This is a genomic window from Oceanobacillus sp. FSL W7-1293 (assembly GCF_037969815.1).
In the GTDB taxonomy this organism is placed as follows: Bacteria; Bacillota; Bacilli; order Bacillales; family Amphibacillaceae; genus Oceanobacillus; species Oceanobacillus oncorhynchi.
In genome coordinates this window covers 4,122,742-4,144,813 of the sequence record NZ_CP150212.1, presented here as the reverse complement: position 1 = coordinate 4,144,813, position 22,072 = coordinate 4,122,742, and the positions used below count along the sequence as shown (strand labels likewise).

16 protein-coding genes are annotated in these 22,072 nt (G+C 36.8%); 13 read left to right on the top strand and 3 right to left on the bottom strand.

Annotated features, from left to right (window positions below; genetic code table 11):
• The first annotated feature begins 315 nt into the window (after nt 1–315).
• The 6 genes from MKY65_RS20100 (at nt 316) to MKY65_RS20075 (ending at nt 9,814) form a co-directional block, all read left to right on the top strand.
• The gene (locus tag MKY65_RS20100; RefSeq protein ID WP_339180019.1) at nt 316–1,983 is read left to right on the top strand and encodes a thiamine pyrophosphate-dependent enzyme; all 1,668 of its coding nucleotides are present in this window, start codon (nt 316–318) and stop codon (nt 1,981–1,983) included.
• Nucleotides 1,984–2,040: 57 nt separating this feature from the next.
• Nucleotides 2,041–3,471: an NAD-dependent succinate-semialdehyde dehydrogenase gene (locus MKY65_RS20095; protein ID WP_339180018.1), complete on the top strand. Its 1,431-nt coding sequence runs from the start codon at nt 2,041–2,043 to the stop codon at nt 3,469–3,471.
• A 93-nt stretch (nt 3,472–3,564) separates the two neighbouring features.
• Nucleotides 3,565–5,253 carry a dihydroxy-acid dehydratase gene (locus MKY65_RS20090; RefSeq protein WP_339180016.1) on the top strand — a complete coding sequence of 563 codons (1,689 nt, stop codon included), beginning with the start codon at nt 3,565–3,567 and terminating at the stop codon, nt 5,251–5,253.
• 704 nt (nt 5,254–5,957) lie between these two features.
• Nucleotides 5,958–7,283: a gluconate:H+ symporter gene (locus tag MKY65_RS20085; RefSeq protein WP_339180014.1), complete on the top strand. Its 1,326-nt coding sequence runs from the start codon at nt 5,958–5,960 to the stop codon at nt 7,281–7,283.
• A 173-nt stretch (nt 7,284–7,456) separates the two neighbouring features.
• The gene (gene gudD / locus MKY65_RS20080; protein WP_339180012.1) at nt 7,457–8,785 is read left to right on the top strand and encodes a glucarate dehydratase; all 1,329 of its coding nucleotides are present in this window, start codon (nt 7,457–7,459) and stop codon (nt 8,783–8,785) included.
• A 342-nt stretch (nt 8,786–9,127) separates the two neighbouring features.
• On the top strand, nt 9,128–9,814 hold the full coding sequence (locus tag MKY65_RS20075) for a FadR/GntR family transcriptional regulator (protein WP_339180010.1): 687 nt from the start codon (nt 9,128–9,130) through the stop codon (nt 9,812–9,814).
• Between the two features lie 174 nt (nt 9,815–9,988).
• On the opposite strand, the gene MKY65_RS20070 is transcribed toward MKY65_RS20075, so the two are convergent.
• The 3 genes from MKY65_RS20070 to MKY65_RS20060 form a co-directional block, all read right to left on the bottom strand.
• Nucleotides 9,989–10,609 carry a class D sortase gene (locus MKY65_RS20070; protein ID WP_339180009.1) on the bottom strand — a complete coding sequence of 207 codons (621 nt, stop codon included), beginning with the start codon at nt 10,607–10,609 and terminating at the stop codon, nt 9,989–9,991.
• 61 nt (nt 10,610–10,670) lie between these two features.
• A complete protein-coding gene (locus MKY65_RS20065) occupies nt 10,671–11,180 on the bottom strand; it encodes an excalibur calcium-binding domain-containing protein (RefSeq protein WP_339180006.1) in 510 nt (169 codons plus the stop codon).
• 713 nt (nt 11,181–11,893) lie between these two features.
• Nucleotides 11,894–13,792, bottom strand: a complete 1,899-nt coding sequence (locus tag MKY65_RS20060) for a BglG family transcription antiterminator (RefSeq protein WP_339180004.1) — start codon at nt 13,790–13,792, stop codon at nt 11,894–11,896.
• A 336-nt stretch (nt 13,793–14,128) separates the two neighbouring features.
• On the opposite strand from MKY65_RS20060, the gene MKY65_RS20055 reads away from it, so the two are divergent.
• From MKY65_RS20055 to MKY65_RS20025, 7 genes are all read left to right on the top strand, one after another.
• Complete coding sequence (locus MKY65_RS20055) at nt 14,129–14,461, top strand: PTS lactose/cellobiose transporter subunit IIA (protein WP_339180002.1); 333 nt, start codon at nt 14,129–14,131, stop codon at nt 14,459–14,461.
• Nucleotides 14,461–15,858: a glycoside hydrolase family 1 protein gene (locus tag MKY65_RS20050; protein WP_339185324.1), complete on the top strand. Its 1,398-nt coding sequence runs from the start codon at nt 14,461–14,463 to the stop codon at nt 15,856–15,858. Before MKY65_RS20055 ends, MKY65_RS20050 begins: the two co-directional genes overlap by 1 nt.
• A 4-nt stretch (nt 15,859–15,862) precedes the next feature.
• Entirely contained in the window at nt 15,863–16,159 is a 297-nt protein-coding gene (locus MKY65_RS20045; protein ID WP_339180000.1) for a PTS sugar transporter subunit IIB, read from the top strand.
• 2 nt (nt 16,160–16,161) lie between these two features.
• The gene (locus tag MKY65_RS20040; protein WP_339179998.1) at nt 16,162–17,493 is read left to right on the top strand and encodes a PTS transporter subunit EIIC; all 1,332 of its coding nucleotides are present in this window, start codon (nt 16,162–16,164) and stop codon (nt 17,491–17,493) included.
• Nucleotides 17,494–17,594: 101 nt separating this feature from the next.
• Complete coding sequence (locus tag MKY65_RS20035; RefSeq protein ID WP_339179996.1) at nt 17,595–18,773, top strand: MFS transporter; 1,179 nt, start codon at nt 17,595–17,597, stop codon at nt 18,771–18,773.
• A gap of 788 nt (nt 18,774–19,561) precedes the next feature.
• On the top strand, nt 19,562–20,347 hold the full coding sequence (locus MKY65_RS20030; protein ID WP_339179992.1) for a hypothetical protein: 786 nt from the start codon (nt 19,562–19,564) through the stop codon (nt 20,345–20,347).
• Nucleotides 20,348–20,604: 257 nt separating this feature from the next.
• Nucleotides 20,605–22,017: a glycoside hydrolase family 1 protein gene (locus MKY65_RS20025; RefSeq protein WP_339179989.1), complete on the top strand. Its 1,413-nt coding sequence runs from the start codon at nt 20,605–20,607 to the stop codon at nt 22,015–22,017.
• Nucleotides 22,018–22,072 lie beyond the last annotated feature (55 nt).

Below are 22,072 nucleotides of genomic sequence, written 5' to 3'. Positions count from 1 at the left end.
TTTTCACATGAAAATTCTACTTTCTAAAAGATTTAAGCTGGTGCTAGATGACTTCCGCATTAACATGGGAGTCATCTATTTGTGTGGTTATGGGTTTTCACTAAATAAAATAAATCATTGATGAAATAATAATCAGAAGATTAAATAATGATTATTGACAAACAATTATTAATGTCTTACAATTAAAATCAAATCATTAAGAGTTTATATTGCAACCTTCAAATATTACTAATCAGAAGGAGGCAGTACATGGAGTTAATATTAGAAAGAAATTTTATGTGATGAATTAAAAATAATAGCAAAGGTGGAAAAGAAATGACACAAGTTAGTCAGAGCGATATTAAAGTAAAAAAAAGAACTGGTGGTCAAGCGATTGTTGATGTTTTGAAAAAAGAAGGTGTAACGAAAGTTTTTGGCGTTCCTGGAGAAAGTTATTTGAATGTACTGGATGCTTTTTACGAAGAAAATGAAATCGATTTCATTTCTGCGAGACAAGAGGGCGGCGCCTCATTTATGGCTGAAGGTTATGCGAAAGCTGCAGGTGGTGTAGGTGTTTGTACAGCAACAAGAGGTCCGGGTGCAACGAATTTGTCGATTGGGCTACATACTGCGCAGCAAGATTCTACTCCTCTTGTAGCATTGATTGGACAGGTTGAACGTCCGTATAGAGGCCGTGAAGCATTTCAAGAAGTAGATTTTGTTTCATTCTTTAAAGATTTATGTAAATGGACAGTAGAAATCGATGATGCTGACCGTATCCCGGAAATTCTGCACCGTGCTTTTCATGTAGCACGTTCAGGAAGGCCTGGACCAGTGCTGGTTTCATTGCCAGAGGATATGCAAGATGACATTGTAACTAGAGATACACATGAACCAATAAAGGTAACTACGATTCGTCCTGATGTAGATGCAGTACAAGAAGCTGCCGAAGAACTAAAAAATGCTGAAAAACCAGTTATTATTGCTGGCGGAGGCGTAATTCTATCAGAAGCTACTCAAGAGCTTGTTGCATTAGCAGAAGCAATGCAAATTCCCGTAGCTACAGCGTTCAGACGCTTCCATGCATTCCCGAATTCGCATCCAAATTATATTGGTGCATTAGGGTTGGGAGCTAGAAAGTCTCTGAGTGAATATATTCAAGATAGTGATCTTGTTTTAGCGCTTGGAACTAAATTCTCGCAAATGACAACAGATGATTATTCTTTAATAAATGAACAAAATAGCCGTTTGATTCATGTAGATATTTCACCAGATACTTTGGGGAGAGTTTATACACCGTCATTACCTATTGTTTCCGATGTAAAGGAATTTTTAAAAGAGCTTCTTAACATGATTAAACCGGAAGAGAATGTGGAGCGTCAAAAGAAAGTAACAGAAGCAAACGAAAAGTATACACAATTTTCAACACCTGAATTAACGGAGAATAAAGAATACGCAAATATGAAATCAGTTATCCATTATATTCAAAATGAACTGCCAAAGAATACGGTTATTACAAGTGACGCAGGTAACTTCTTTTCGTGGATTTCCCGTTATTTCAAATATGATGAAGGAGGTACGTATTTTGGACCTACATCAGGAGCGATGGGTTACGGGATGCCGTCGGCTATTGGAGTAAAAGTAGCTCATCCAGATAAAACAGTCATTTCTATTTCAGGTGACGGCGGATTTATGATGACTCCGCAAGAATTTGAAACAGCTGTACGCTATGATGTTCCTATCATCTCTATTGTTGTAAATAATAATATGTTTGGAACTATCCATACGCATCAGGAAGCGAAATTCCCTGGACGAGTAGTGGGAACAAAACTGACAAATCCAAACTTCGCAGAATATGCAATTAATTTTGGTGGACATGGTGAAAGAGTTGAAAAGAATGAAGATATTGCAAGCGCATTTGAAAGAGCGATTGCATCTGGACTTCCAGCATTGATCGAAGTAATGACTGACCCAACAATTTTATCAGCAAATCAAGAAAAATAATCTAATCAACCAAATAATTTTCTGCATAGGGTGCAGGAATAGAAAAGAGGAGATAAGATGCTTTATATAAATGGGACATGGGAAACTTCAGAAGATAATTTAGAAGTGACTAGTCCAACTACCGGTCAACTTCTTGGAACAGTCGCAAAAGGAGGAGAACATGAAACGAAGCTCGCAATTGACGCTGCGAAAAAAGCTTTACCTGCTTGGTCTAAACGAACTGCAAAAGAAAGATATGATTTTTTAAATCGGGTTGCTGAAATTTTACGTTCTAGAACGGATGAGATTGCTGAAGTGATTACAACGGAAATGGGGAAACCTGTGCAAGAGTCAAAAGCGGAGATTAGTTTAGCAATCGATTATTTAGAATGGTTTGCAGAAGAAGGAAGACGAATTTATGGAGAAACCATTCCTGCATCGTCTCCAAGTAAACGTTTATCGGTTATCCGCCAACCGATTGGAGTTGTTGGAGCGATTACGCCATGGAATTTCCCAATTGCAATGATTACAAGGAAGATAGCTCCAGCCATGGCTGCAGGGTGTACTGTTGTATTGAAACCAGCTTCTTCCACGCCACTTACAGCTGTAGAAGTCATTAAGGCCTGTCATGATGCAGGAGTTCCGAAGGGAGTAGTGAATTTACTCCATGGATCTGCAAGTAAGGTCACAAAAGCTTTAATGGATTCTCCTGATGTTCGTAAAATTACATTTACTGGTTCTACTGAAGTAGGAAAACAGCTAGTAAGACAATCTGCAGATACGATGAAAAAGCTGTCACTCGAGCTTGGAGGACATGCACCATTTATTGTATTTGAAGATGCTAATCTAGAGCAAGCTGCAGAAGCTTTGATTGCAAGTAAATTTAGAAACGCGGGGCAAACGTGCGTTTGCACGAATCGTGTTTATGTCCATGAAAGTATTGTAAAGCCTTTTTCTGAATTGTTTGCAGAAAAAATAAGGAAATTAATAGTCGGTGACGGACTGAAGACAGGGGTTACAATCGGACCATTAATCGATAATAATGCAGTCGATAAAGTAGAAAAACAGGTGCAGGATGCAACAGAAAAAGGAGCAGAAGTATTAGTCGGCGGGAAGCGACTTGTCGATGGAGAATACGCAAAAGGGAACTTTTTTGAACCAACACTCTTAGTAAACGCAACACATGATATGAAGATATCATACGAAGAAACATTTGGACCTATTGCTCCTATTTTTTCGTTTACAACAGAAGAAGAAGCGATAGAGCGGGCGAACAGTGGTGAATACGGTCTTGCTTCTTATATATTTACGAAGGATGCTTCTAGAATTGTAAGAGTCAGCGAAGCTTTGGAATATGGGATTGTAGGCATAAATGATCCCATGCCAACTGTTGCCCAAGCTCCGTTTGGCGGAGTGAAGGAATCAGGTGTCGGTCGAGAAGGCGGCAGACAGGGAATTGAAGATTATTTGGAATACAAATATCTTTCTTTCCAATTAGATGAACAATAACTGTGATAGTGAGTACATGCTAAGCTCGGGATTCAAACCTGTACGGCAGTGCTTGCATCCTAAGATGATAATTAAATGGGAGGAGAGATGACGATGAAGAAATCAAATGCATCGTATGGTGATGAAGCGTTTAGTGAGTTTTTGAAAATGGCTTTTAGAAGGCATTTGGGGCATGACGAGGAAGATTATGAAAAACCAGTTATTGGAATAAGCAATACATTTAGTGAAGTAAACCGGTGCCACTCCCATATACAGCCGATGGTAGAAGCTATTAAACAAGGAGTTATTATGGAAGGCGGCACTCCTTTGGAATTTCCGATCATGTCAGTAGGGGAGATGTTTACAAGCCCAACAACGATGTTATATCGGAATTTAGTTGCAATGGATACGGAAGAGATGATTACCGCACAACCAATTGATGGAACTGTTTTGATTGGCGGCTGTGACAAAATGGCGCCAGCCCAATTGATGGGGGCAGCAAGCGCTGATAAGCCTGCTATTTTATTTACGGGCGGACCAATGAATAATGGAAAATATAAAGGAAAAACTTTGGGAGCCTGCTCTGACTGCCGTTTTTACTGGCAGGAATATAAAGCAGGGACGGTAGATGAAAAAGAAATCAATGAAATCAATAAACAGCTGGCTCCAACTGCTGGACATTGTATGGTGATGGGATCAGCAAGTACAATTGCTGCCTGCTCCGAAGCTTTAGGTATGATGCTTCCAGGGGGAGCGGCTGCACCTGCAACAGTTAATGAACGTATGCATATGGCAAGAGAAACTGGCCGGGAAATTGTTAGACTAGTGAAAAAAGACATGAAACCCTCAGACATTATGACGAAGGAAGCATTTGAGAATGCAATCAGAGTATTGATGGCTATTGGCGGTTCTACGAATACAGTCATTCATCTAACAGCAATGGCAAAAAGACTGGGCATTACATTGAATTTAGATCAATTTGAAAAAATAAGTAAAGAAACACCTTTTATTGCTAATATGAGACCAGCTGGTAAGTACCAAATGGAGGATTTATACTATGCTGGCGGGATACCTGCCGTTTTAAAAGAATTAGAGCCGCTGTTAAATGTGAATGAAATGACGGTGACTGGAAAAACAATAAAAGAGAACCTATCTTCTGTAACTATTGAAGAGGTGTATCGCGATATAATTAAACCATTGGATGATCCGTTGCATGCAGATGGAGGAATTGCTGTTTTAAGAGGTAATTTATCACCAAATGGATCAATCATTAAACCTAAGGCAGTCATCGATAAAACATTGATGAAGCATAAAGGAGAAGCTGTTGTATTTACTTCGTTAGAAGATATGGAAGCGAGAATAAATGATCCGGATTTAGAAGTTACAAAAGATAGTGTACTTGTTCTCCAAAATGCTGGTCCTGTTGGAGCGCCAGGAATGCCTGAAGCTGGAATGATTCCGATACCTGGAAAACTATTAAAACAAGGTGTTCGTGATATGGTTCGTTTATCAGATTGTCGAATGAGTGGTACAGCTTTTGGAACCGTTATTCTACACGTGGCACCGGAAGCAGCTGTAGGTGGACCAATTGGATTGATAGAAGATGGCGATATAATAGAGCTGGATATTGAAAATCGCATTTTGAATCTGGATGTTTCAGATGAAGTGCTTGAAAAACGTAAACAAGGTTGGCAGAAACCTGAGTTTGATGATGAAAGAGGTTATAAATGGCTCTATCGTAAACATGTCTTGCAAGCAGATGAAGGTTGTGATTTCGATTTTATGTTGCCGGTAAAATCCTGATAAAGTCCTTTTAATACCCTGCTTGAAAGGTTGAATAGGCTGATAGTTAAGATATAGCAGAACCGTTATTATAGCGATGTATGGATAACCGTTACATGTTAATTATGAATGAGTTTTTAAGTTTTACACGTTTCGAGTCAGACTGGGACAAAAGGTAATATTAGATTCAAAAGAACAATCAACAAATAAAGCAAAGTATATTTCTAAAGTGTCTAGCTATACAATATATGGCTTGAAATTACCTGGTATAAACACTTTTGTCCCCAGTCCGTATTTGTTTGAAAAGATATATGAATTCCTCCCAAAACAATACTATTGTATGTATAATAGATAAAATTTAATATCTCTTTTATGTATGCGGTTTCGAGTATTTTTAGGAGTACTGATTTTTTAAATGCCGAAGAGATTACATTTTTAATGAAAGGTTTAACTTAATACCTTTTCTGCATTTTAAGAAAGAATGAATAAAGATGTACGAATTATTACATATTTTGTTGGAGTATAAAATTTGTTTTTTAGATGTCATATTACAATCTACTAATTTGTAAATATACTAGGTGTTCAATTAATAGAATGATAACTAGAGCTTTAAAACAAACCAATTACATAGGCGATTCGTTTGAGCATCATGAGCATGAAATTAGCAAATAAATGTACTGCAACATGATATAGAATCAATTTATCTTTGTAAGGAGTGTCAAAAATTGCCTTTGTTGATTGTTGCGTTAGGTGTTGTGTTTCTTTTAATTTTAATGATTCCATTAAAGTTTAATGGGTTTATAGCATTAATCTTAGTAGCCATACTAGTTGGACTATTAGAAGGAATGCCATTAAATACTGTAATGGAATCTATTTCAGATGGAATTGGGGGACAGCTGAATGACCTTATTCTAATACTTGGGTTTGGAGCAATGCTGGGTAAAGTTATGGCAGATAGTGGTGCTGCTCAGCGGATATCCAATACTTTAATTGGTAAGCTAGGAATCAAGCGCGTGCAGGTAGCGATGCTGATTGTATCGTTTATCCTTGGTGTTACCATGTTTTACGAAGTAGCTTTTGTTTTATTAATTCCTTTAGTTTTCACTATTGTTCGTCAAACAAATTTGAACTTACTTTATGTTGGATTAACGATGTCAATCGGTTTATCAACAACACATAGTTTTTTACCGCCGCATCCTGGTCCGGCAGCAGTCGTTGGGGTATTTGATGCAAGTATGGGGTTAACCCTCCTGTATGGCCTTATTATAGCTATTCCAGTAGGAGCATTGATTGCTTTATTATGGCCAAGATTAAGTATCGTAAAAAAGATGAATCCATCGATTCCTGAAGGACTAATAAGTACAAAAGAATTTAAAGAAGAAGAAATGCCGAGTTTTAGTGCAAGTGTTATATCAGCGCTTATCCCTGTTTTTTTAATGGCAGTATTAGGGGCTGCTGAAATTGCTTTACCAGAAGGCCATCCTTTTTTGAATGTTATGATGTTCTTTGGATCAGCACCAATTGCATTATTAATTGCATTATTGCTTTCTTTTTATGTCCTGGGGATAAGAATTGGCCGTTCATTAGAAGATGTCATGCAATCATGTGTTGATAGTGTTAAACCAATGGCAATCATTATATTGGTCATTGGAGCTGGAGGAGCCTTTAAACAGATACTTGTAGATAGCGGTGTTGCTGATTATATTCAATCACTAACAGATGGTTGGGCAATTTCCCCCATATTACTTGCATGGTTGATTGCTGTTATTATGCGTACTGCTCTAGGATCAGCTACTGTAGCTGTAATGACAGCTGCTGGTATCGTACTTCCACTTGTTGAATCTTCGGGCACAAGTTTAGAAATGATGGTTCTTGCTGTTACCACTGGCAGTATTGCGTTTTCGCATGTAAATGATCCAGGTTTCTGGTTATTTAAAGAATATTTTAATCTCACAGTAGCTCAAGCAATTAAGGTTAGAACGACGTATACCACTGCATTATCCATATTGGGACTGATTGGCGTATATATTTTGAATATGGTTATAGGTTAGTCTTTTCTGAAAACAGGATTGTAAATAAATGAAACCCAAATTTTTAGGAATATGAAGGACAATCAGCTTTCTAGAAAGAAAGTCTTGCAGATTGCTTATGTATAAATGTATTTCGACATATAGCTGGCAAAGTATTTTTTTAAAATAAATAATATAAAGGGAGATTGATAATCATGAATACACCAACTGTTACACAAATGGAAGTATACCCAGTAGCTGGAAAAGATAGTATGCTATTGAATTTAAGCGGTGCACATGCGCCATACTTTACTAGAAATATAATCATTATTGAAGATTCAAGTGGTCAAAAAGGAATTGGAGAAGTGCCGGGCGGGGAAAAAATACGTCAAACATTGGAAGACTCAAAACAATTAATTATAGGAGAAACTATTGGTAATTATAAAGCTGTACTGAATAAAGTTCGAAGCACATATGCCGATCGGGATAATAGCGGCAGGGGTGCACAAACTTTTGATTTAAGAACAACAATTCATGCTGTGACAGCAGTAGAAGCTGCATTTTTAGATTTATTAGGCAAGCATTTAAATGTACCTGTTGCAGCACTTCTTGGTGACGGTCAACAGCGTGATGAAGTGGAGACACTTGGATATTTATTTTATATTGGCGATCGAAATAAAACAGATTTACCTTACGAATCTGGAGACAATGCTCAGAATGATTGGTACCGGCTGCGCCATGAAGAAGCATTGACACCTGAAGCAATTGTGCGATTAGCGGAAGCTTCTTATGAATTATATGGATTTAAAGACTTTAAATTAAAAGGTGGAGTATTATCAGGAAGCGAGGAAATAGAAGCTATTAAAGCTTTAAAAAATCGTTTCCCTGATGCTCGTATTACACTGGATCCTAATGGAGCATGGTCACTTGATGAAGCTATTTCATTGTGTAAGGATATGCATGGAATTTTAACATACGCAGAAGACCCGTGCGGCGCTGAAAATGGATATTCCGGAAGAGAAGTGATGGCAGAATTTCGAAAAGCTACAGAGCTGCCAACAGCTACAAATATGGTTGCAACAGATTGGAGACAGTTAGGACATGCATTGCAATTAGACAGTGTTTCAATCCCGTTAGCTGATCCGCATTTTTGGACAATGGAAGGATCAGTAAGAGTTGCACAGTTATGTAATGAATTTGGTTTAACATGGGGTTCACATTCAAATAACCATTTAGATATTTCTCTTGCGATGTTTACTCATGTAGCTGCTGCTGCGCCAGGGAATATTACTGCGATTGATACGCATTGGATTTGGCAGGAAGGGATTGAACGTTTAACGAAAGATCCTTTCAAAATAGAGGGAGGTAAAATTGCTGTTCCGAATAAACCAGGACTTGGAGTAGAAATTGATATGGAGCAAGTGTGGAAAGCTAATGAAATTTATCATAAAGAAGCGTTGGGTGCAAGAGATGACGCAAAAGCGATGAAGTACTTAGTTTCTGGGTGGGAATTTGATAACAAGCGTCCATGCCTTGTGCGATAAGTGTATCCTGAAAATTTAAAAAAATTTTTTATAGGTGCATTGGAATAAAAATTTAACAAAATGCAGGTTTCATTAAATACCAAAATCAGCTGTTGAATATTGCTGATTTTGGTATTTTTGTATGCTTACAAATGTTTAAGCCATAGCCGGTAGAAAACTTATTTCAATATAGTGTATAATGGCATTCAATAGTTCTATATAAAAGATATGCATTTTTATAGTAATAAATTTCAACAGAATATGGATGTTCCTTAAGAGAAGGATTATATCAGCATTCAATTTTTTGAACAATATAATGATTAGTACTGATAAATTATCTATATTAAAGAAAGGAAGATTGACTTGGTTGAATTTAATAAGAATCCGATACAAAGAAATACATTATCCAAGCAAGTTTTAGAACATATTATTTCTATGCTGATGGATGGACAACTTCACCCTGGAGATAAGCTTCCATCTGAATTAACATTAATGAATGACCTTGATGTGAGCAGACCGGTATTAAGAGAGGCGCTTAGCTCTTTGGAAACATTAGAAATTGTTAAGCGGAGGCCGCGAGGGGGGACATACATAAATGAAAAGGTTGGAAGCAGTCCCTTCAAAGCAATGTTAGCATTGTCAATCAATAATATTCCAGCTATTATCGAAGCTAGAATGACGTTAGAATTAGGGCTAGTAACAATTGCAGCAGAGAAAATTACAGAGGAGCAGCTAGAGGAGTTGAGGGGGACGATTGATAGCATTAAAGCAAATGTAGATAACAACTATGGACAATATGATAAAAAATTTCATAGTATAATTGCTGAAAGTGCAAATAATCCTGTAGTAGAGGGTATGATTGATTCTTTATTGATGGCTCATGAAAAAACGGATAGCCTTATACCATTTCGTGAACCAGAGATAACAATTGGTTATCATACAGCGATTTATGAAGCATTAAAGAACAGAGATCCAGTTCAATCATTTAAAGAGATGTATAAACATCTTAGTTATGTCCGCGAAAAAATCTTGTCTAGGAATGATGTATAGATTTTCTTTGTATATAGAATAGAAAAAGTTATAATGACAGTTAAATGAATTACTTATACCTTACCATAGTAACTTTTCTTTTTGACTAAGCAGATTAATTAGAATGTGTCTATTTCATTCTATTAAATTATCTCTGCCAAACACCATACTGGGGCGGATCAGTTTTCCGCCCGTTCACTCAACAAGCGTAGCTTCTATAATATAACGATCAGGCGCATACCCGATAAAATCAAACGGATAGCATGTTGTCAGCGTCAATGTCGGCTCCTCTTTCTCGACAATAACAGTACGATCCTCTGCATCGGTAATCCATGTCTTATTAATTTCATATTCAAAGGTTTCGCCGTCGTAATGGACTTCCAATATGTCCCCTTGTCCAAGCTCATCTAGACCAGTAAAGACAGTGTCACGATGTCCGGATAGTACCGTATGCCCGCCTTCGCGATTTGGAACGGTTGTCCACTCACTCACATACATCCCCACGCCTTGATCGAGGGTGCTTTCATCTGCTCCCCAATATGTTATAAAACGTTTATTCATAGCTGGAATATCCAGCATGGCTATCTCTGAACCGGCGTCTATCTCATAATTGAGTGTGGATGGATTAACTGTCTCTTCCTCATCAATTTTTTCTGGTATATTTTTTTCCGGTATATTAATAGCTGCTGCCTCAACCGCTTCTGACTTCTCTGGTATTTCCTGAATCGATTGCGTTGCTTGAAAGTAATTCCAGCCGCTGTAAACAACAACAAGAAAGCCAACCGCAATCAAGAGCAGCGATAATTTACGAATCATTTGTTTATCCCCCTTACATGAGAGAAAGGCAGACGATTGAATCGCCTGCCTATCTAACATTTTATTGACGCTTGCGCAAACCAAGTCCGCCAAGAATCATAGCACCTAATCCACCTAGGATACCAAGTGGTAAAGCTGTTGCGGTATTCGGCAGCTCGCCGCCTTCTTCATCAGAGGAAGCAGATTCATCTTTTGTAGTTTCATCATCGGATGATGCAGCTTCTTCTGTAGACGTAGTATCTTCAGATGATGTTTCTTCTTCAGATGCAGCAGCATCTTCAGAGGAAGTAGATTCATCAGCAGATGTGTCCTCAGAAACTTCTTCTGATTCGTTTGCATCGTCATTGCTGGCAGTAGAGTCGCCTTGAGGCAAGTTCTCACAAGCAATTCCATCTTTATCTCGGTCCAATCCATCCGGATCACTCGGATCGGCATCTAAATGTGCCTGAGCTTCTGGCTGCGTATCAAAATCAGAACAATTCAGATTGTCTGCAGCAAAAACCGATGGTGTTGTACCGAACATAAAAAGAACCGCAAGAAAAGCAACTAGCGTTAAACGTTTCCCTTTCATTTTGTTACCCCCTATATGTATTTTTTTAACAGTAGTTATAAAATGATTCTATTTTTATAATAGTTTCTATCAAAAAATAACTACTATAACTAATGTAACATAATAGTAACACTTTTGTAAAATATTCTTAATTTAATGAAATAATAAACTATCAGTTTATTAATAAAGTAATAACTTGGAGCTTGCAAAAATATGTCGTTAATTTTTTTGAGCAATCGGTGACTATTTTTACAAATAAAAAACAACATCTCACTTTGTGTGGTACAGAAAGGTATATAGATCAAATTAGGGGCATCACCAGCTAGTCTACGCTGGAATATTGAAAAAGTATATCGTTTTTTTTCGAGTGTTATAAAGGCATTTATAAACAGGAATACAATTTATCAGATATGCTCTAATTGAGATAGAGAAAGAGGGAACAAGCGGAGAGGGGCAGTTTTTCTTAGTTTACTTCAGATATTCCACAATGCATCAATTAATCCAGTTTATCTTCTTAAAAGTAAGTAAAGAGTTTTTATCATAAATATAAAGATAGCAAGCATGACAGCAATGATAATGAATCTGAATCGACATTTAGACATCCGTATTTTATTGATAAAACTGTAAATAAGATTCCAGGTTAGAAAAATACGAAGGCAACGAACTTAAGAAGTTCGTTGCCATTAAATAAAAATCTGTATCATGTTTTAAATCATTTTTTTATGCAACTCATATCATCCAAGCAATTCTATGAAAGATTTATAATCCTTAGCCTGAAGGATTTGTTTGACTTTTTTAGGGCTGTCTAACATATCAATAATTTCTCTGAATAAGCTATCCATCAGTTCACTTTTATCATTTGCAAGAGCAAATAATAAGACCAACTGCACTTTTTGATTATTCCATTGAATTGGTTGATTTAATGTGCAAACTGCAATCATTGTTTTGCTAGCTACTTTTTCAATAGGGTGTGGTAAAGCGATTAAATTTCCAAAAGCAGTAGATGAGATTGCTTCACGTGCCCAAATTAATTTATTATAATTTGGCGGGACAATATCTAACTTTTCTAATTCATTTGAGAGAAAATCAATCACTTCATTCGGTGTCTGAGCTTTCATGTCAGGGAAAAACAAATGCTTATTAAAATAGGAGGCAATCTCCTGATTAATCTTTGTTTTTTCTTTTGGCTGAATATAGGTATCTAACTTTTCAATTTCATTTTCAGATAGAAAAGGTGTTACTTCGATGGTGAGAAAAGGAAAGTCCTTAGGTACCCGTGAAGTCGTAAGGACCAGGTCGGGATGAAATTGGTGAATTGCTTCCCAGCTATCAGAAAGTGAAAATAGCTCTAATTGGTCAATTTTATCCTCATAGATATTTTCTAATTTTGCTTTCAATAAGCGGCTGGTTGTAAAGCCTGTCGGGCAAAGAATGGCGATCCGTTTCTTTGCTTGTCTTTCTTTTGCAAGACGTTCAAAAGCAATACATAGGTGGAGTGTCAGCAGACCAATTTCATCTTCATTTAATTTTTGCTTCGTTTTTAACTCATATTGCAGTCCCATAAATATGCCCATATCATAAATTAATGGAAATTTCCTTTGTGTTTCCATTAAAACAGGGTTATGAATTTCGACCCCGCGTTGATTGCGATTATAAAGTGATTTCAAATGGATAGAAAGATCAATGTGCAATTTTTCGTCTTCACTTAAATCGATTAAAAATTTATTGCTGATAGATTGAATTAACTCTTCCGCAAGTTTTGAAAAGCGGTTGTCTCCTATTTTTTGGGGTTGTTTTAAAGTATCGTTATAATAGCTTTTCTTCCCCCCAATTAATATAGCAATATATTTAATTTCCGGCAGAGGGATGGTTATATCGTACAAATCCCCCAATTTATTACAGATTTTTTCAGAGGCAGCCAGTTCGTCTGAAGAACTGGTATAATCAACTTCAGTAGTAGGAATCGTCCTTTCCTTTCTTATTATGGTATCAAGTATGATTGCAACATGAATGACCATATTAATCATAGATAGGTCATTTAAACGAATTTTATGTTCAGAAAGCACTTCAAAGAGAATATGCTTAATATCTTTTAGGTTTATTTCGTTAAAATGATTTTCCAGCTCATAAATATCAAACAGATCTTCTTTTATTTCATTGAAGATTAGTTTCGACCACAATGTTCTTTTAGCCCGCATACTTCCTTCAAGTAAAATGGCATTTTCTACTCTTTCCAGTTTTACCTTACTCTCTGTATTAGTGATAAAATCCTTCATTCGGTATAAGTCTTTTTCAATGGTTGATTCACTTACAAATAATTCATCCGCTAAATCAAATATATTTTGCTGCTGGGAAACATGAAGAAGCCTTTTTAGAATATATACCATGCGATCATATGCACTTTCAGGAAATTCACTCTTTTTTTCTAAATATCGTGCTGTTTCAGATAATTCCTCTATACGGTACCCATAAGTTTTAGAAGAGCTTATTTTAAACCCTGACAACTGCAGATTTTGAATATCATTACGTATCGTACGAGCGCTTACGTTTAAATAGACTGCTAATTGATTCCCTTTTACCCAATCATTTTGACTGACAAGATACTGTACGAGCTTCGTTTGCCGCTTGTTCATAATATCCTCCCTTATCATTAAAAATTGATTTATTAACCAATTATTTTGTAGAGAATATTGATTATAGAGAGAGGAGTCATTTACAGATAATGATTACTTATATTTAATCATAATCACTCTTATTTTGAAAAGCAATAGAATTAATCATTCAAATTAATCACCATTCCGATAAATGCCCGAGCATGAGAAACTCATCTTTAGTACTCTGATAAGCAGTTATTTAATACTGGTGTTTCTTGATTTTCCTAATTAGATAGGCAAATAATTATTTCACTTCGCAATTCTATTAAAGTTATGATTAATTACGTAGAGAACAGATAGAGAGGTGTCAATACAATGAGTTTAAATGAAGAAACAGAAGCAGTTTCATTTGGACTGATTCTGCATAGTGGAAATGCTCGCAGTCATGGAATGGAAGCGATTTCTTTTGCGAAGTCTGGAGATTGGGAAAAGGCAAGGGAAAGCATTGAACTGGGAAAAGAAGAATTACTTCTTGCTCAAAAAACACATACAGACATGATTCAAAAGGAAGCAGGAGGAGACAAAACAGAGATGTCCCTATTATTAATGCATAGCGAAGATCATTTTATCATGGGACAGCTTACCATTGATTTGGCTAATGAAGTGATGGATATTTATAAAAAATTTGAAAGCGGGGTAAAAAAATGATAGATAAAAACTTTTTATGGGGAACAGCGACAGCATCCTACCAATGTGAAGGAGGATGGAATGAAGGAGGAAGAGTGCCTTCCTTATGGGACGTCTACCTGCATGAAAATAATTTGGAAAACGGCAATGATGCCTCCGATCATTATCATAAATACAAAGAAGATATTCGCTTAATGAAGGAAGGCGGACATAAAGCTTACCGTTTTTCCATCGCCTGGCCCAGAATAATCAAAAATGATAAGGGTGAAGTGAATCCAGAGGGAGTCCAGTTTTATCATAATCTCATCGATGAATGCTTAAAAAATGGGATCGAGCCATTTGTTACCCTATTCCACTGGGACCTGCCTCAATATCTCGAAGACAAAGGCGGCTGGGCTGAACGTGAAATTTGTGATGCCTATGTAGACTATGCAAAGGTCTGCTTCAAGGAATATGGAGATAAAGTAACCTACTGGTCTACCTTTAACGAGCCGAGATACTATGTCTTCAGCGGCTATAAAATAGGAAATTATCCACCTGGATTAGATGACACACAAAAAACGATTCAAGCTTCTTTTTATATGATGCTTGCCAATGCTTTAACCGTAGAATTATTTCGGGAAATGAAAATGAAGGGCCAAATAGGAATTGTTCATAGTTATGCTCCTATTTTTGGCGTGGATGACAGCCTGGAAACAAAAATTGCGATGCGAAAAGCAGATAACTATTTTAATAACTGGATTTTAGACACTGCCATTAAAGGCGAGATTCCGATTGATATGCTGTCTATGCTGCATGAAAAATATGATTTAAGCTTTATGAAGGAAGCTGATTTTGAAGCAATCAAGCACAATACGGTCGATTTTGTCGGGTTGAACTATTATGCAAGAGCACTGATTAAGCCGTATACCGGCGGAGAAACCATTTTACGCATCAATAATAAAGGATCCGAAGCAAAAGGCTCCAGTAAAGTGGTCGTAAAAGGCTGGTTTGAACAGGTATTTGACAATCCGGATTCCACTTATACCGAATGGGATACGGAGATTTACCCGCAGGGGTTATACCATGGAATTATGCGCGCCTATGAAAAATACAAGCTGCCAATCTATATAACAGAAAACGGCGTAGCTTTTTATGAAGCTGTGCCAAATGAGCAATCCGTTGATGATCAAGGCCGCATCCATTTCTTAAATGAACATATTAATGCGATTCTAAACGCAATTGACGACGGAGCAGAGGTATTAGGCTATTTTATCTGGTCAACCATGGATCTTTATTCTTGGAAGAATGGTCATGAAAAACGTTATGGATTAGTCGGCGTAGATTTTGAAAATAACTTTGAAAGAAAACCAAAATCATCTTACTACTGGTATAAAAAAGTTTGTGAGTCCAATGGGGCTACGATCGAGAGGAGTTAATACAATGTTAAACATATTAATTGTTTGTAATGCGGGGATGTCATCAGGAATATTGGCACGTAAAATGGAAGATGCATCAAATGGAGAAGCAAAAGTACGGGCAGTGGGAGTAAGTGAATATCAGGATAAATTAGAAAATGTGGATGTTATTTTGGTCGGACCGCAAATTCGATTTCAATTAAACGAAATACAAGCGAATGCTGGAATCCCGGCAATAACAATTGATTTATCAAAATATGGCATCATGGATGCGGAAGGAATACTGAACGACACATTCCAGTTTTACGAAGGAGCGAAATAGCCATGAGTAAATTCAACTCGGTAACGGCGCTGATGGAAAATAAAGTGATGCCGATTGCTAATAAATTCGGACAGCAGCGTCACCTTGCCGCAATTCGTGATGCCTTTATCAGTCTGTTACCTATTACATTAGCAGGAGGGCTTGTAGCAATTATAAGCTCTCCTCCTGTAACAGAGGAGACAACAAATGGTTTTTTACTTGCATGGGAAAGCTTTGCATTAAATAATGCAGATATATTGAACTGGGTATTTGCATTTACACTGGGTGCCATGGGTTTGTATGTTTGTATTGGAATTACGCACTTTTTATGCCGCTTCTATAAAGTAAATTCTTTTATTCCAATTTTATTTTCACTGATGGGTTTTTTCTTACTTGTGACACAGCCGCAAGAATTGGGATTTGATTCTAAAACATTAGAATTCAGTTTTATTGATGGGAAAGGGCTGTTGCCTGCCATTCTAATAGCCATTGGGACTACAGAGTTATATCGAATTATGCAGCAAAAGGAATTTGGTAAAATCAAAATGCCTCCAAGTGTTCCGGCCAGTTTAAGCGATGTATTTGCTTCTTTGATTCCTGGTATCATTATCATCGCAGGATATACCATTGTTTATGCTGTTTTTCACTCTTTTGGTACAAACCTGGCACAGGGAATGTTTGATTTATTATCTCCAACCTTCCAATCGGCAGATAGTTTAGCTTTTGTTATTTTTATTACTGTCTTAACGCATGTATTTTGGTTCTTCGGTATTCATGATGCTGCGCTTGGGGGAGTAATGGGACCAATCCGTGATGGGAATTTATCAATCAACGCAGCCGCTCAAATGGCAGGAGAACAATTGCCGCATGTATTTACTACTTCATTTTGGACGTATTTCACAGCCATTGGCGGTGCTGGGTCTGTTATTGGATTAGCGATTTTATTAATATTTGTAGCTAACTCAAAACAATTAAAGAATGTCGGGAAAGTTGGTTTCGTACCTGCATTATTCAACATCTCGGAGCCATTAATATTTGGTATTCCTTTAATGTTGAATCCGATGTTCCTGATTCCATTTTTATTGACATCAACACTGAATGCTACGATTAGTTATATTTTAATGTCCATCGGGCTGGTAGGTAAAACTTTTTCGATGTTATCCTGGCAAATGCCGCCTTTTATAGGGGCTTTCTTTTCAACATTGGATTGGAAAGCATTTGTCCTGGTCCTTTTATTAATGGTTTTAGATGCAATTATATACTATCCATTTGTGAAGGCGTATGATCGCCAACTTTCCAAAAGAGAGGCTGAGAGTATGGCCAAAATGGAGACAGGGGAAGAGCGTACAGATTAATTAAACATCGATAATGAAAAGTCAGCTATTAATCGCCAGCATGTTTAATGGCTGACTATCAATTAATAATGGTACGGGATATATGAAGAAAGGTGCGGTTTATGGATAAGCGCATATATATTTTAATGATTGTCTCGTTTGTAGTGGGGTTAGTTGAGCTTATTATCGGAGGAATAATAGATTTAATAGCAGTAGATTTACAAGTCAGTCTTGGAAAAGTTGGTTTCCTGATAACGATTTATTCGTTAATCTTGGGAATTTTAGGTCCAGTTCTATTGGTTTTAACTGCAAAAATGGAACGGAAAAAATTGACGTTATTATTTTTATTCATGTTTTTGATTGGAAATATTGTCACTGCTATTTCTTCCTCTTATATGGTTCTTCTTTTAGGAAGAATTATATCTGCTGTCAGTGCATCTCTTCTTATTAACTTGTGTCTGATTCTTGCCCCAAGCATTGTAGAGGTTAAATACCGCAGTAGAGCATTGGGGATTGTCTCTATGGGAATCAGTGGATCGATTGTATTAGGTCTGCCTATAGGATTACTGCTGGGAAATACTTTTAGTTGGAGAGCGCCGTTTCTCCTGATTATTTTTCTGACAGTGCTGTCCATAGCAGGGGTATACTTTTTTATGAAAAAAGTAGAACCGAAACCGTTCCTCCCGCTCCGTAAGCAATTGGAAACGTTAAAGAATAGAAAGATTTTCTTTGCCCAAGCAACAACATTTCTCTTCTTGGGCGGGCATACCGTTTTATATGCTTATTTTACTCCATTTTTAAAAGAGGCAGCAGGATTCGGAGAAACAATGGTCAGTATTGCTTACTTAATATTTGGAATTGCTGCTGTTGCAGGCGGTGGGCTAGGCGGTATAATGGGAGATTGGATTGGAACAAGGAAAAGCATTTTTATTGTAGCGGTCGTATTTAGCTTGACTATTTTTAGCATTCCCCACACGACATTCTCTTATATTTTATTTATAGCAGTGATGGTGATTTGGGGAGCAATGAGCTGGGCAATGTCTCCGTCTATGCAAAGTTATCTGATTGAGACATCTCCAGAAACATCAGATATTCAGCAGAGCATAAATAATTCGTCTCTTCATTTTGGGATTGCATTTGGATCGTTTATTGGAGGTATTGTAATAGAACAATCTACTGTTAATTACAATGCAATTGTTGCGGGTATTATTGTCCTGTTCTCGATTGGAACAGCTTATATTTCCATGCGCGGAGGAGTTTCCAGTGAAGATGAAGAAGAAAAAGTGCAGAGAGAAGGATGATTTGCTGATAATAAGCATTAATCAAGGTCTTTATAAAAAAGATGGGATTGCTATGAAAAGAAAAAGTTTGAAATGAAGCATTTCAGGTTCTTTCATGAAAGTAATTAAAAAGGTACATCTGGCTTTTTTATTTCGTTAACAGCTGTATAAGCAGAAATTGTATGCTTATACAGCTGTTAACTTTAGGACAACCAAATAGATTCTTTTATTTATCATATACTCCCCATTTAGCAGTCTTATTTTGGCAGTTTGTCTATGCTTGAACAGACTGCGCTTTTTTGCGTTCCACTGTTTGAACAGTTTTTCATTTCTCAACCTCTTAATTAAGTGCTGTTTCTGATACGTTATTTTCCATCGTTTTTGGCAATTAAAAACTACTACGATAAGAGGTTAGGCTGAGCGCAAGCCCATGGAAAGCGTAGTGTTTTTCCGCAGCGGTTGCATTAACCTGACAACATTGTAGGCTGAATTCCCTCCACTACACTACGAAAATCGAAACAGAAATCCAATATAATCATTCATGTGGTTTTAAATTTAATCACAAAATCTCTTTTTATTTTCAAATTTCGGATTCCACACCGTATAATAGAATTTATAGAAATAAAAACATATCCTAAACAGAGTTTTTTACCAATAATTAATGGGCCCAAATCTTCTTTTTATGAACAAGAGAAGTTTTCACTCAAGCTCCTTCTTTGGGTACGTTAATAACTATATTAAACTCCAGTATGTTATTTTCAATAACAAAATCAGCAACATTATTATATGGTAAGTGACGGTGAGTAAAAATGAAAATAAATAATTTAGGTTTATTAAATTCCTTGTCTTTCATCATTAACTCAGAAAATCCAGAAAACACCGATTATACATTGGCTCATTTTATTTTGAATAACTTATATCGTATTTCTTCCGTCAGCATATGGGAAATGACGGAGGAATGTTTTACATCCAGATCTGCCGTGAGAAGGTTTTGTTTAAGGTTAGGATATGATAATTTCAGTGCATTGAAAAACTCCATTTCCAAGCTGGTTTTTCCCAGTGATTTAAGACATCGGGATATAAAAGCAGAGCCTGACTATCGCATCCATATAAAAAATCTAGTTGATGAAATGATTACTGACATTGACGAACAAATAACAGACGAGGATATCAATTATCTTTGTGAGTTAATCAATCAGGATGTAAATGTAGTGATTCTGTGCGCAAACAATACGAGTGGAAATGCATTAAGATTTCAACAAGAATTGATGTTTGCCTCGAAAGTGATTCATGTTATTTCTGGCTCATTCACCACGAATGAAATTCTGAAATTACTTCATGAAGAAGATGTCATTATTACCATCTCTGCATCTGGTAAATTTGCGGAGCTGTCATTAGAATTTGTTCAGAGTTTAAAAGGACATAAATTTCTAATAACGGGAAATAAAGCGGAGAAATTGAAGAATAGCTATGATAAAACTTTTTATATTAGCAAGGATGGTTTCTCAGCTGATTATTTAGGGATTTATGGAAAGTACGGAATTACTTATCTTCTTGATTTATTATCGATGCAGTATTTGTCATTGTATACATGACTATGCTGTTTGTTTTCATAAGCCTTCATAAAAATAACTTTGTAAATCCGTTTAGCACATTTACAGCTTGTTTAAATTGCTGGATAAAAAGGATATCATGTCAAAGCCTTGCTCTATGGAGCGGGCTTTTTGTTTTCCATATCGGTAACCATGGCAATTTTACAATGGTTCAAATTCTGAACTACTCCGTTTTTTTGAAAGTGCTAACATTGGATTTAGATGAAGGTTATTCATCATTATTGCAGGGAGGTATTTAAATGAATCAAGTACATGACAAGTTTCTATGGGGTTCTGCTACAGCAGCATATCAATGTGAAGGAGCCTGGGATGAAGATGGAAAAGGTCTGGGTGAATGGGATGTCTTTAACCACAACAGTTCTTTAAATATTAATCAGGTAGATGGGGATATCGCTTCTGATTTTTACCACAAATATAAAGAAGATATCGACCTGATGGCAGCGGGTAACCAAAACACCTATCGATTTTCTATCTCATGGGCGAGAATTATTCCACAAGGTGTTGGCGAAGTAAATCAAAAAGGAATTGATTTTTATAATCATGTCATTGATTATTGTCTGGAAAAAGGGATTACTCCGAATGCGACGTTGTTTCACTATGATTTGCCATATGAATTGTCTCAAATTGGCGGTTGGGAAAATAGAGAAATTATCGATGCTTTTGATGCGTACGCGAAAGTTTGTTTTGAAAATTTCGGAGATCGGGTGAAGATTTGGTCTACGGTAAATGAACCAAGGTATTATGCTTATTGCAGTTATGTGGTCGGTAACTACCCGCCAAACTACAAGCTGGATTTTAATCGTTTCTGGAATGTTCTCTACAATCTGATGTTAGGCAGTGCTAAGGCCGTTGATACTTACCGGAAATTAGGCATGGATGGCCGAATCGGTATTGTTCATGATAACGGGAATGTTGAATTGGATCCTGCAACAAAAGAAAAAGATGCAGTAAGGTTAAGAGCGGACGTCTTTTATAATCGCATGGTTCTGGATACAAGTGTATTTGGGAAGCTTCCAGAAGAGTTAGGTGAAGTGCTTCAGGATTGGGGAGTTGACCCAAGCTTCGTCTATCAAGAGGACGTTCCTGATTTTGCGAAAGGTAAAGTAGATTATATTGGCTTGAACGTCTATAACCGTCAATATGTAACCGATTATTCTGAAGGTGAAACAGAAGTGTTCCATAATAACAGAGGGAAAGGATCTAATTCAAAAGAAGGGATACGCATTAAACATGTCTTTGAAAGCTCCTTTGATCCTCATGTTAAAAGAAACCTCTGGGGAAGAGAAGTTTATCCTAAATGTATGTATAATGCTTTGATGGAAATCAAAGAAAAGTACGGGGATATTTTAGTATATATTGCGGAAAATGGACACGGACAATATGAAACACCTGATGAGAATGGATATGTAAATGATGATAACCGAATCGAGCTATGTGGAGATTTTATTCATTACATGTTAAAAGCACGCGAGGAAGGCGTGAATGTACAGGGTTACTATATGTGGTCCACGATGGATTTATACAGCTGGATCAATGGCTATGAAAAAAGATATGGGCTTGTCCGGATCGATTTTGAGAATGATACGAAGCGGATACCGAAAGCAAGCTACTATTGGTATAAAAATCTAATTGCGGAAAACAGAGATATCTAAAAACAGTTATTTGTTTGCTGATGGATGATGGAAAGAAATAGAGTTTGGCGGGCAT

What these genes read in the sequence shown, in the direction of transcription:
- MKY65_RS20100 (WP_339180019.1), top strand. Translation starts at nt 316, where the DNA reads ATGACACAAGTTAGTCAGAGCGATATTAAAGTAAAAAAAAGAACTGGT.
- MKY65_RS20095 (WP_339180018.1), top strand. Translation starts at nt 2,041, where the DNA reads ATGCTTTATATAAATGGGACATGGGAAACTTCAGAAGATAATTTAGAA.
- MKY65_RS20090 (WP_339180016.1), top strand. Translation starts at nt 3,565, where the DNA reads ATGAAGAAATCAAATGCATCGTATGGTGATGAAGCGTTTAGTGAGTTT.
- gudD (WP_339180012.1), top strand. Translation starts at nt 7,457, where the DNA reads ATGAATACACCAACTGTTACACAAATGGAAGTATACCCAGTAGCTGGA.
- MKY65_RS20070 (WP_339180009.1), bottom strand. Translation starts at nt 10,609, where the DNA reads ATGATTCGTAAATTATCGCTGCTCTTGATTGCGGTTGGCTTTCTTGTT.
- MKY65_RS20065 (WP_339180006.1), bottom strand. Translation starts at nt 11,180, where the DNA reads ATGAAAGGGAAACGTTTAACGCTAGTTGCTTTTCTTGCGGTTCTTTTT.
- MKY65_RS20060 (WP_339180004.1), bottom strand. Translation starts at nt 13,792, where the DNA reads ATGAACAAGCGGCAAACGAAGCTCGTACAGTATCTTGTCAGTCAAAAT.
- MKY65_RS20055 (WP_339180002.1), top strand. Translation starts at nt 14,129, where the DNA reads ATGAGTTTAAATGAAGAAACAGAAGCAGTTTCATTTGGACTGATTCTG.
- MKY65_RS20045 (WP_339180000.1), top strand. Translation starts at nt 15,863, where the DNA reads ATGTTAAACATATTAATTGTTTGTAATGCGGGGATGTCATCAGGAATA.
- MKY65_RS20040 (WP_339179998.1), top strand. Translation starts at nt 16,162, where the DNA reads ATGAGTAAATTCAACTCGGTAACGGCGCTGATGGAAAATAAAGTGATG.
- MKY65_RS20035 (WP_339179996.1), top strand. Translation starts at nt 17,595, where the DNA reads ATGGATAAGCGCATATATATTTTAATGATTGTCTCGTTTGTAGTGGGG.
- MKY65_RS20030 (WP_339179992.1), top strand. Translation starts at nt 19,562, where the DNA reads ATGAAAATAAATAATTTAGGTTTATTAAATTCCTTGTCTTTCATCATT.
- MKY65_RS20025 (WP_339179989.1), top strand. Translation starts at nt 20,605, where the DNA reads ATGAATCAAGTACATGACAAGTTTCTATGGGGTTCTGCTACAGCAGCA.